This window comes from Marinitoga sp. 1138, assembly GCF_013363265.1.
GTDB classification, from domain to species: Bacteria; Thermotogota; Thermotogae; order Petrotogales; family Petrotogaceae; genus Marinitoga; species Marinitoga piezophila.
The window spans coordinates 1-11,664 of sequence record NZ_LBFA01000008.1; the positions used below are offsets into that span (position 1 = coordinate 1).

At 28.4% G+C, this 11,664-nt stretch carries 9 protein-coding genes; 5 read left to right on the forward strand and 4 right to left on the reverse strand.

Annotated features, from left to right (window positions below; genetic code table 11):
• Positions 1-172 precede the first annotated feature (172 nt).
• Positions 173-1,318, reverse strand: coding sequence for a hypothetical protein (locus XO11_RS03700; protein WP_075780397.1), 1,146 nt, complete (start codon positions 1,316-1,318; stop codon positions 173-175).
• Between the two features lie 114 nt (positions 1,319-1,432).
• Here XO11_RS03700 and XO11_RS03705 point away from each other — a divergent pair, with 114 nt between their 5' ends.
• Positions 1,433-2,254, forward strand: coding sequence for a thermonuclease family protein (locus XO11_RS03705; protein WP_175418176.1), 822 nt, complete (start codon positions 1,433-1,435; stop codon positions 2,252-2,254).
• A 36-nt stretch (positions 2,255-2,290) separates the two neighbouring features.
• Here XO11_RS03705 and XO11_RS03710 read toward each other — a convergent pair whose 3' ends face one another.
• Both XO11_RS03710 and XO11_RS03715 read right to left on the reverse strand, forming a co-directional pair.
• Positions 2,291-2,827, reverse strand: a complete 537-nt coding sequence (locus tag XO11_RS03710; RefSeq protein ID WP_014296242.1) for an NUDIX domain-containing protein — start codon at positions 2,825-2,827, stop codon at positions 2,291-2,293.
• Between the two features lie 38 nt (positions 2,828-2,865).
• Complete coding sequence (locus XO11_RS03715; protein WP_014296243.1) at positions 2,866-4,632, reverse strand: ATPase; 1,767 nt, start codon at positions 4,630-4,632, stop codon at positions 2,866-2,868.
• Between the two features lie 134 nt (positions 4,633-4,766).
• Between XO11_RS03715 and panD the strand changes: the two genes are divergently transcribed.
• Genes panD through priA form a run of 4 tightly spaced genes read left to right on the forward strand, consistent with a single transcriptional unit; the run spans position 4,767 to position 10,743 of the window.
• Positions 4,767-5,144: an aspartate 1-decarboxylase gene (gene panD / locus XO11_RS03720; protein ID WP_014296244.1), complete on the forward strand. Its 378-nt coding sequence runs from the start codon at positions 4,767-4,769 to the stop codon at positions 5,142-5,144.
• 7 nt (positions 5,145-5,151) lie between these two features.
• Positions 5,152-6,462, forward strand: coding sequence for a nucleotidyltransferase (locus XO11_RS03725; RefSeq protein ID WP_175418177.1), 1,311 nt, complete (start codon positions 5,152-5,154; stop codon positions 6,460-6,462).
• Entirely contained in the window at positions 6,459-8,450 is a 1,992-nt protein-coding gene (locus tag XO11_RS03730; RefSeq protein WP_175418178.1) for an alpha-amylase family glycosyl hydrolase, read from the forward strand. Before XO11_RS03725 ends, XO11_RS03730 begins: the two co-directional genes overlap by 4 nt.
• A 4-nt stretch (positions 8,451-8,454) precedes the next feature.
• Positions 8,455-10,743 (forward strand): primosomal protein N', encoded by a 2,289-nt coding sequence (gene priA / locus XO11_RS03735; protein ID WP_175418179.1) that lies wholly within the window; start codon positions 8,455-8,457, stop codon positions 10,741-10,743.
• Between the two features lie 47 nt (positions 10,744-10,790).
• Here the strand turns inward: priA and XO11_RS03740 are convergent, their stop codons facing one another.
• The gene (locus XO11_RS03740; protein WP_014296248.1) at positions 10,791-11,603 is read right to left on the reverse strand and encodes a flagellin; all 813 of its coding nucleotides are present in this window, start codon (positions 11,601-11,603) and stop codon (positions 10,791-10,793) included.
• Between the last annotated feature and the right edge of the window lie 61 nt (positions 11,604-11,664).

The window sequence follows — 11,664 nt, forward strand, 5'->3', positions numbered from 1 at the left end:
TCCTCTTTTGTCAACTTACAGTTTCGTTAATTTCGTTAAGCATCAGTGAATCAATACCATTTTTTAGTTTATAATAACTTATCTTATTTCCTAAAATACTTTTTTATTGCCTCTTTAATCAATTAACCATTTGATTATATTTTTTCTTTTTTTATTTATTCCTTTATTTTATCTAAAAATATTCGAATATCGCTTTATCCAACAATTTAAAGTCTTTTTCCAAAATAAATTTTATAAATATCTTTTGATTATTTTCAGATATTTTATCTATATCTTTTTTATAAAACTCTATCAAAATGTTTTTCCCTTCAATTTGAACACCATAATTTACTATGTAATCTGTAAGTATTCCTTCATCTAATGAATTTCCCTGCGCAAAGACTTCCATTTTCCATGGTTTTGGTAAATAATATCCAAATCTTACTTCATATAACCATGTTTTTCCTATAGGATTATTAGTTGCTGCATCAACATCTAAATAATATTGATTATCACCATTTTCATCCATATTGTAATATACTATTCCCTTTAAATAATATGGATAATAATTTACCTTACCACCTACAACAACTTTTGGTATTGGTAAAATTTCAATTATTTTATCAAAGTTGCTTACAATTTCTGAAAATTTTTCAACACTTGAATTTACAGCATATCCAGCACTATAAAATAATTGTGTTATTAATTTTCTATTCCATCTAATTGAGTTGTATCCAGCTAATGATACTGAAAGTTTGTCGTGCTTATTATCCTGAGAAAGATAGAACATATATTTTTTATATCTTTCATCTAACCCCAAATATGCATAAATTGATTTATCTTCTAAACTATATGCTCCTCCAAATTTCAAATCGCCTATCGGTTTTATATATCCCCCAATTGCCATTTTCATAGGATCTAAATCATATTTACTATCTCCTAAATCGTCTCTAAACCCTCCAATTCTAAAAGAATAATATCTTCTCATATCGTAAGGATAATCTTTAAATTGAAATCTTCCAAATAGTAATGATATATTATTGCTATGATAATTTAAATAATAATGTTGTGGAACTTTAAAATTCACCACTTCATCATCTCTAAGTTTTATAAAAATAGCTGTAGAATCTATGGTTGGATAATCATTAAAATTTAAAGAAATATTATTTGTAATTCCTATATCTAAGTATGTTATTGGAAATATTGAAATAAAATTATCTGTGCTATTAAAATTTATTGTATATTTTGAAAAAACAGAAAATTTAGTACCATCAAACATTCCAAATATTGTTGTATACATAATAACAAACAAAATATATATCCATTTTTTTTGTTTCACATGAATCACCTCCAAATTTATTTTGACATTTAATTTTTTTAATATTGAGCTTTTTTACTTTTTATGGTACACTAAATATTACCACATATCTTTATAAAAAGGGAGTGATTTATCTTGAATTTTAAAAAAAGAATATTTATATTATTCTCATTACTGTTATTTATAGTTTCTTTCAGCAATTCTTCGAATTTAGTAAATATTTCTTTTGAAAAAAGTTATTACGTCTCAAGAATTATTGATGGAGATACTATAAGAGTATTTTATGAAGGTGATGAAGTATCTGTTAGATTCATAGGTATTGACACACCAGAAACACACAGTGGCGATAAACCGCTTGGCGAATTAGGTGAAAAGGCTTATTGGTTTACAAGAAATAAAATCAATACTGAAAACCTTAATAAATCACGTGTTTTTCTTGAATTTGATTCTGATAAATCTGGATATTATGGAAGATTATTAGCTTATGTGTATTATAAAGATAAAGAAGGGAATTTGCATTTTTTAAATAAGGAAATAATGGAAAATGGCTATGCAAGACCTCTTTTTTATGACGACACCTCAAAACATAAAGAAGATTTCATCGAAGCTTACAAAAGTGCATTCGAAAATAGAAAAGGTATTTTTTCTTTTTACGATTCAAAAGATAGAGAGGTTTTAGACACACAATTATCAAAAGAGGATATTGGAAAAATTAGATGGGTAATATTTAATGTAAAAAATGTAAGTAGTTCAGGAAGTTTCTTAAAAATAGAATCCCAGGATAGTAGTTTTTATGTAACTATAAGAAGAAATGAATACAATGCTTTTTTTGATAGTTTAAATATTTATGATTTAAAAGATAAAAAAATAAAGGTTTATGGAGAAGTCTGGAAAGATAAATATGGAAAATTTGAAATCCTTGCACGCGCCGAATTTGAATTTGTCGTAATAAAATAACCAGTGCAATTAAGCACTGGTTATTTTATTATTATATTATATTTCTCCTAAAAGTTTAGCTCGACTATAACAGGCTATAGTTTTTGCATCGGTAATTTTATTTTCAAGTATCATTTTTTCAAACTCTTTTATCTTTATCTTTTTTATTTCAAGGAATTCATCTTCATCAGGATTTGTTTGTGTCGTTTTTAAATCTTTTACAAGATATAAGTGTATCACTTCATTTGAAAAACCCGGAGTTGTATGAATATATCCAAGATATATCCATTTTTCTGCTGTTTTTCCTATTTCTTCTTCGAGTTCTCTTTTTCCGCATTCAAGAGGTTCTTCCCCAGGTTCATCAAACTTTCCAGCTGGCACTTCAAGCAATGTTTGGCTTATTGGAAATCTATATTGTTCCACAAGATATACATAATCATCTTCCACAGGAAGCATTGCCACTGCCCCTGGATGTACAACTATTTCTCTTGTTGATTCTTTACCGTTTGGAAGCTTTACTGTATATTTTCTAACATCGAGTAATCTTCCTGTAAATACTTTTTCTTCATTTATTGGTATTTCAGTTAAATCCATTTTATTGCCCTCCTATTTATTATAGCAAGATAAAATCATTATTGTTCTTCAATAAGTTTCAAAAGAGCCTTTGCTGCATATACTGGCCCATCATCCTCAAAACCTGAAACACCTAACTGTGTTTTTATTTCCCCAACCTTAACTCCTGTTTTTATCATTTGTTCTATGAATTTTTGGGCTATTTTTTCATGTACTTCTTTTCTTTGTATTGCTCCAAATGGATTGGCAAAATAACTATAGGTTAATCCTACTTCTGCTGTTGTTCCTTTTGCCATTCTTGCACCTTTTGAAAGTACCTCATACGCTGAATCGCAATCCTCAAAGAATGAAATGTATTCATCATTTTCAACTTTAGTATAATTATTTGCATATAAGAAATAGTCTATCTTTGTTGGCATAATAATTTCCTTATAATTTGAATATGGCACTATAACTCTTGCATTTGTTTCATTTGGATTCATAAATATACTTCTATCAATTGCAGAATATGCATATCCGGGCTGTAAATCATCCAATCTTACAAAAGCCCCTGTTTCAGTTCCATATGCGACCACATTTCCGTTATCATCTATTTCCAGTGATCCCATATCATCAATTAATATATTAACCTCTGAAACATATTTAGATAATCTATTTAACGCATCAAGCGTTTCAGATTTTCCAGCACCGCTATCTCCCATTAACATTACATTTGCTTTTTTACCGTTTCTCAATACAATTTCTGCAAGTGCTCCGTGAATAGGAAGATTTCCTGAATCTATTACTATTAAATTATGAATTGTAAGTATCATCTTTTTCATATATCCAAAATAATCTATATAATCATCTCGGCCAACCATTCCAACATATGTTCCATCTTCTTCTTTAAAAATAATGCCATTTCTATATTCATCTTTTTCAAAATATTTATCTTCAAGTCCATAAAAATAAATTCCATCGGGTTTTCTTCTTTGAACTATTCCATATCCAGCTAATTCAAAAAGATTTGTTAATCCTGCAGCCATAGCAAGAAATTCTTTATATACATATACAAGAATATATTTCTTACCCACATGAATTGGAAATGCAAACCAATCCTCAGGATTATCAAATTCTATATTTTTCAAAATTGGTTTATCAAAGACTTTAAATAATCCTTTACGCTTATTTGACTTAGTATAAAAAATCACAGGCGGTTCAAAGACAACTCCCCAGACAAATGGTGTTTTATATAATGATTTAGAACCGTTTAATACTTCAGATTTAAATTGCGGATAATCAACAGAAAAGGCTACCTGAGCACCACTTGGCAATTGTCTTAAAACTTTTAACCTTTCATCAGATACGTTTATCAAAATCTGTCTATAAAAGTTAGTAACAAGGCTTTTGAAATCTGTATTATTCTTCACAAGTATCATTTCTTTATATATTTTTTGAATTCCATTTGATACATAGGCAGTTTTTTGAATCATAAACCTGTGTTTATTTCTCCAGAGATTATAAATACTTTCTACAAATTTTATAATCTGATCCTTTTTATCGCTTAGTTTTGGGAAGCTATAAAATGGCGATGAATCAATTTCATCAATTTTTTCAGCGGAAAGAGCAAATAGCATTTTTATAATTTGGTCTAAATCATATCTTTCTTCAATATCTACAGCATCTTCATTTTTCAAAAAAGACATAAAAAAGGTCAATAAACTTTCGTTTCTTTCTTCAAGATCTTCGAGATATTCAATAAGCAGTTCTTTCAAAATTTTACTATGAACAATCTGAGCATTAGACGAATATGATACACTACCGTCAATTAAAACTGTTCTTGGCATAAAATCTCCCCCTTTTTCTGGATTATTATTTATATTATACCACAATTAATTATTCTGCAATAGTAATTTTAATTTTAAATACAAGAAATAGTGGTAGAATATATAATAGAAATTATTGATAGGAGGTCTTGTGAATGTTTAGAATTCTTTTAAAGGGTAAGATTCACAGAGCTACAGTTACAGAAAAAAATATTCATTACGAAGGCAGTGTAACAATCGATGAAGAATTAATGGAATTAGCAGATATTGAAGAAAACGAATTGGTTCAAATAGTTGATATAAACAACGGCGCTCGATTTGAAACATATGTTATTAAAGGAGAAAGAGGTTCAAGAATCATTGGTTTAAATGGGGCAGCTGCAAGAATGGTTGAGTTAGGGGATAAAGTAATTATAATGGCTTATGGTTTATATGAAAAAGGAGAGAATTCAAAACCAAAAATCGTTGTTGTTGATGATAATAATAATCCAAAAATTTTAAAGGATCACGAAGAACCAAAAACGGAGTGTTAATAAATAAATGAAAGTACTTGGCATAATTGTAGAATATAACCCATTCCATAATGGGCATTTTTATCATCTGGAACAGGCAAAAAAATTAATAAATCCCGATTTTACCGTTGCTGTAATGAGTGGAAATTTTGTGCAACGGGGGGAACCTGCTATTTTGAATAAATTTTCAAGAGCAGAAATAGCCTTAAAAATGGGAATAGATATTGTATTTGAACTTCCATTTTTATATTCAATTCAGGATGCTGGCGGATTTGCTCTTGGCTCCATTGGAACTCTTAATAGAACAGAGGTTGTAACAGATATTGTTTTTGGAAGTGAATCCTCTGATGTAGAAACTTTAAATGTTATAGCTGATATACTACATAATCAACCTGAAGAGTATCAAAAACTTTTAAAAATAAAATTAAAAGAAGGATATTCATTTCCAAATGCAAGAAAATACGCACTTATTGATTATTGTATAAAAAACAGTTTATTATCAGAAGAAAAAATACTTATAATAGAAAAATCCAATGATATTTTAGGTGTTGAATATTTAAGAGCTTTAAAAGAATATAATTCAAAAATCATTCCCCATACAATAAAAAGACAGGGTGCAGATTACAATGAAGATAAATTCAAAGGAAAGTTTTCAAGTGCTACAGCTATAAGAAAATTATGGAATGAAAAAAAATATGATCTTATAAAAGATGCAGTTCCAGATATTACTTTTCAAAAAATATTGGAAGAAGAGAAAAATGGAAGGGCACCTATTTTTCTTGAAGATATGGAAATCTCTTTTATTTCGCATCTTAGAACACTTGATAGGGACAAATTAAAAAAATACCATGGTATAAAAGAAGGGTTAGAGCAAAGAATCATCGAAGCAGCAAAACATAATTATACTATTAAAGGATTATTTGAAGATGTAAAAGCAAAAAGATTCACCTATACAAGAATCAAAAGAAGCATATTAAATATTTATTTTGGAATAGAAGAGAAATTAATTACAGAAGCAAATAAAAAAGGACCACAATATCTAAGAGTTCTTGGATTTACTGAAAAAGGAAGAAAATTACTTTCAATTATGAAAAAAAAGGTAAAATACCCTATTATTACAACACCTTCAAATTATATTTCTATAATAAAAAAAATCGAAAGAGATATATCAAATAATAAAAGAATGTGGAATATAGACAAAAAATTATATTTTGAGATGATAAAATACGATTTTAAGGCTACTAACGTTTATTCTTTATACTATAAAAATAAGGAATATTCTACTTTTGAAAATGATATGAAATTTGGAGCACTATATTTGAAAGGAGATAATACGTGAAAAAATATATTCTTATAATTTTAGTTTTATTACTTTCATTAATAGTCTTTCCTATAAAAATTTCTTTTTATTATACTCAAGATGCATCAAATGTGTATATAACAGGTGATTTTACGAATTTTTCACCTGTTCCTTTAAATAAAACCCAAACAGGCTTATGGAAAACTACATTTAATTTATCAGAAGGCATTTATAAATATCTTTATATAATAGATGGAAAAGAAACTCTGGATTATAAGAATATCAATACAAAATATTTTAATGGAAAAATTTATTCATTATTGATTATAAAAAGAGAGGGTGAAAAAATAGTGGCAGTTGGTGATGGAATAATAAATCTGGCAAAACATGAATTAAAAAGAAAATATATTAATCCTGTAAAAAAAGGCGAAATATATTTAGCTGTTGAAGTTAAAAAAAATGATGTTGAAGATGTAATATTCGTTGGCAACGGAGAGATTTTAAATAAAGAAATAATAGATTTTTCAGATACATTATTATATAGATTTCACATAAAAACCCCTTCAGATATATTAAAATACCATTTTCTCATAAAAGACGGAGAAACAACCATCCAAATTCCCGAAAATAATTTTTTCTTTGATTTTGAAAATCCTGCTATTAAATATTTTGACGTGCCAGAATGGGCAAAAGGAAGAATATTCTATCAAATATTTCCTGAAAGGTTTAGAAACGGCAATAAAGAAAACGACCCGGCATATACAAATAATTGGAATGGACCATATACTCAGGAATCACTTGGTTCACATGGTTTTTACGGCGGGGATTTACAGGGAGTTATAGATTCTATTGATTATCTTACAGAACTTGGTATCGAAGGAATATATTTCAATCCTATTTTTGAGTCAGTTTCAAGTCATAAATATGATACAAAAGATTATTTAAAAATTGATCCGCATTTTGGCGATGATAATTTATTTGCAAAACTTGTAAACAAACTTCACGAAAAAGATATTAAAATTATTCTTGACGGTGTTTTCAATCATTCGGGTGATGAATTCTTTGCCATGGAAGATATTTTCAAAAAACAGGATAATTCAAAATATCTCAATTGGTATTATATAAAGAAATTTCCTGTAATAAAATCACCTGAAAGTTATGAATGCTGGTGGGGATATCCAGATTTACCAAAATTAAACATAGACAATCCAGAAGTAAAAGCTTATTTTTCAAGAATAATTGGCAAATGGATGGAATTTGATATTGACGGTTGGAGACTTGATGCTGTAGAACAAATTAAAGACTCATTCTGGGAAGATTTTTTTAGGCCTTTAGTAAAAGGAATTAATGATAATGCACTTATAAGCGGTGAATACTGGAAAGATTCCACACATTATTTTGAAAAACCCGCATTTGATACAGTAATGAATTATCTGTTTAGAGATGCTGCTATATTATATGCAAAAGGTGGAAGCGCATCAAATTTTATAAAAAATACCAATGACTATTTAAAAAAATATCCACCTCAGGTATGGCATATATTATGGAATCTTCTTGATAGTCATGATACACCAAGAATTTTGCATGAATTAAACGGCGATGTGCAACGCTTTAAAATAGCTGTAGCCTTACAAATGACATTTATTGGAGCACCTTTAATATATTATGGAGATGAAATTGGACTTGATGGTGGTGGAGACCCCTGGTGTAGAAAGCCTTTCCCATGGGATAAAAGCAAATGGAACAAAGATATTTTAAACTACTATAAATCATTAATAAAATTAAGAAAAGAAAATCCTGCTTTGCGATACGGTGATTATATTATATTAAAGAAAAAATTAGGCACTTTAATTTATAAACGAGTTTATAATAATAACGAGGTAATCGTTATTACCAATTCGAGAAAAACACCTGCAAAAATAAATCTAGAACTTAATAATGAATATATAGATTACTTTACAAAAGAAAAAATTACCAAAATCAATAAAGTAAATGGATTGGAAATAAAAATCTTAATAAGGCAGTGAAAATATGTATCACTATTATGAAATAGCCGTATTTGGAACATATACATATAACACATATACATATAAATCAACAAATCAACTAACACCCGGCCAACGGGTGTTAGTTGATTTTAGAAATCAGCAAAAAATAGGCGTTATACTTTCAGAAACCTCTGAAAAACCTTATAATGTAAAAGAAATAGAATTATTACTCGATGAAAAACCTTTAATCTCGCAAAAACATATTGAATTAATAAAAGAAGCTTCTATAAAATTTTTAATGCCAATAAGCGAGATTGCAAAAATTGTTTTTCCGCCAATTTCTTCTGATAGAACTCGCATTAAAATAATACCAAAATCGCCTTTAGCTCCTATTGAAAAACCTATTTTTATAAACGAATTTTATAAAAAATTCAAAACAAAAAAGGAAGCAAACAAAAAATTAAAACAATTGCTTGAAAATCATATAGTTTCTCTTGAATTGTACTATAAAAGAAAAATCGAAAAAAAAGATAGGTATATATCCTTAAAATTAGACTTAAATCAATTACTTGAACAAAAAGTTTCTCAGGCTGGAATGAATATAATAAATTTTCTTCAGGAAAACAACGGTTGTGTAATAGAAAAAGAATTATATCAAAATAATATAATAAAACCTGGGTCTACCGCATTAAAAACATTAATAAAAAAAGGAATTATTTCTTATACAGATTATAAAAAGGAAACACCCTTTAAGGTTTCACTTACTGAAAAACAAAAGGAAATACTTGAAAAAATACTATATTCAAATAAAAATATAGAGTTATTATATGGAGTTACCGGAAGTGGTAAAACAGAAATATTCTTTGAAGCTATGGAATCATACTTTAAAAACGAAAAAAAAGTCATGATATTATTACCAGAAATTTCTTTAACCCCACAATTAATCTCAAGAATAAATAATAGATTCCCTGATAAAAAAATAGGAGTTTATCATTCTGGTATTTCTCCTGCAGAAAAAATCAAAACATGGTATGAAGCTGTAAATGGTGAAATTGATATACTTGTTGGAGCAAGAAGTGCTGTATGGATTCCCCTGAAAAATCTGGGACTTGTTATTGCCGATGAAGAACATGATCAATCATTTTATCAATTTGATCAATTATCCTATGACGCCATAGAAGTAATATATTTAAGATCAAAAATAGAAGATATAAAGGTTATATTATCTTCAGCAACTCCAACAATACGTGAAATGAAAAACGCTTTTGAAGGTAAGATAAATCTACACAAACTTCAAGAACGTGTATTTACGCAAATGCCGGACATAGAAATTATTGACATAAAAAAAGAAGAAAAGGTTAGCTGGATTTTTACAAAAAAGGTTATAAAAGAAATTAGTAAAACGCTAAGCAATAACAAAAAAGTGCTTATCTTTTCTCCCACCAAGGGATATGCAAACTATTTGATCTGCACAAATTGTGGTGAAATAATTAAATGTAAACATTGTGATATTTCACTAACCTATCATAAACATACCAAAAAGCTTAAATGTCATTATTGTGGATATGAAATAAATGTACCACCAGTATGTCCAAAATGTGGTTCTCCAACTCTTCAATCACGAGGATATGGAACAGAACGCGTGGTAAATGAAATATTGAGATTTTTCCCTTCAAGAAAAGTAGTTAGAATTGATAGAGAAATTATAAAAACTCACGAAGACTTAGAAAACGCTTTTAACGAAATAAAAAAAGAAGAACCTATGATTATAGTTGGAACAAAAATGATAACAAAAGGATTGGATATTAGTGACATAAAATTGGTAATAGTTTTAGACAGCGACAGATACTTGAGCTTTCCAGAATATACATCATTTGAACATACCGCATCATTATTAATTCAGGTTGCCGGTCGTTCTGGAAGAAGAGAAAAAGGAAAGGTTATAATTCAAACCTTTAAATCTGGAGAAGATTTTTTTGATGCTGTCAAAAATCATGATTATGATAAAATCATAGATTTAGAACTAAGCAATAGAAAAAAATTCAATTATCCACCTTTTTCTCAATTAATTATCTTTCTCTTTTCAAATGAAGATAAAAATAAAGCTTATAAAGAGGCCTTTGATTTTTATGAAGAAATAAATGACTTATTTGACAACTCAATTGAAATTCTTGAACCAACAGAACCGTTAATTCCTAAATTGAGAGGATTATATAGATATCAGGTTATTATTAAAGATAATATTAATGATCAAGAAAAATTAATGGAAATAATAAAAGAATATGGTAAGAAATGCTATATATACGTAAATCCTCCTACAACTTTATTATAAATAACAAAAAAGGGCAGAAAATCTGCCCTTTTTGCTTTACATTATATTTAAGGAGATTGCAATATGTTTAATACTGATGCTGCATTCATCTGACCTGTTTGACCTAACAACATTGTACTCATCTGTTGTAAATTTTGAGTTTTCATGTATTCTGCCATACTTCTTGCCATTTCCGTATCAGCTATTCTGCTATTAGCAGCTGTTGTATCTTCTACATTTCTTAAAACATTATTTGCAGCTGCTTCTAATCTTCTTGTATATGTTCCAACCTGAGTTCTGGTTCCATTCAACTGTTCCAGAGCCTGATCCAACGTTTTAATTGTAGTATTGATATCATCTGTTGTATCCAATTTCAAATCATTTAAATTAAGTGCTTCAGGCCTTAAATCTGCAATCTGTGCATTTAAATTATTACTTCCATTCTGATCAAGAGTAATATTAACATTAAACTCACCATTTAGCAGTTGTTTATTATTAAATTGTGTATTTCTTACGGTATCTCTAATTTGCATTTTTAACTGCTCAAATTCCTGCTGAATAGCATCCTTTTCTTCAGCAGTTAACGTCCCATTTCCTGCTCTCACAGCCAATTCTCTCATTCTTCCAACAGTTTCCTGAATCGAACCAATTCCCTGATCTGCAACATTCATTGCACCAATACCATCATAAATATTTCTTGCTGCTTGATAACCTGATCTAATCTGATTATCCATTTTCTGAGCAATAGCCATACCTGCTGGATCCACTCCAGCATTAATCAATCTATTACCACTTGCTAATTGTTGTGACTTTTTTAATAACAAATTAGATAGTGTCGATAATTGATTTGTTTGATTTAAATAATTATTACCAATTCTCATATGGGATCCCTCCCTTTAATTTCTTCCTATACCCTTAGACTAATTATACCAAAAAAAGTTC

Bases quoted from the DNA above. Each gene is read 5' to 3' on its own strand.
- panD (WP_014296244.1), top strand. From the start codon at position 4,767: ATGTTTAGAATTCTTTTAAAGGGTAAGATTCACAGAGCTACAGTTACA.
- XO11_RS03715 (WP_014296243.1), bottom strand. From the start codon at position 4,632: ATGCCAAGAACAGTTTTAATTGACGGTAGTGTATCATATTCGTCTAAT.
- priA (WP_175418179.1), top strand. From the start codon at position 8,455: ATGTATCACTATTATGAAATAGCCGTATTTGGAACATATACATATAAC.
- XO11_RS03725 (WP_175418177.1), top strand. From the start codon at position 5,152: ATGAAAGTACTTGGCATAATTGTAGAATATAACCCATTCCATAATGGG.
- XO11_RS03710 (WP_014296242.1), bottom strand. From the start codon at position 2,827: ATGGATTTAACTGAAATACCAATAAATGAAGAAAAAGTATTTACAGGA.
- XO11_RS03740 (WP_014296248.1), bottom strand. From the start codon at position 11,603: ATGAGAATTGGTAATAATTATTTAAATCAAACAAATCAATTATCGACA.